General features: G+C 59.3%; 1 protein-coding gene. It reads left to right on the forward strand.

The features are described 5' to 3' along the window. Positions 1–198, forward strand: a 198-nt coding sequence (locus AC1RP1_RS08365) for a hypothetical protein (RefSeq protein ID WP_481762783.1), incomplete at its 5' end; no start/stop codon positions are given. Positions 199–263 lie beyond the last annotated feature (65 nt).

The raw sequence follows: 263 nt of genomic DNA on the forward strand, positions 1-263 counted from the left end.
GTTATCGAGGCGTATCGCGAGCGCCCGGGTTATCTGATCGGACTGGACGGTGAAGCATGTCTCCGTGCCGGCCAAGAGCTGTGGGACCGTGGTCTCGTGCATCAGCCGCGTACGTTCGGCGCGTACCCCACGAAGCTCCCGAAGGATACGTGGATTTCGGTGCCAGTGGACGAGCGTGACCTGAGCTGGGGTGCCTGATGGGGATTCGTGATTGGATTCAGGGGACATCTGCATCACGTGATGCAGATACATCTGTTCAAACC

It is taken from the genome of Dellaglioa sp. CoH-56-MRSF-13 (assembly GCF_056782095.1).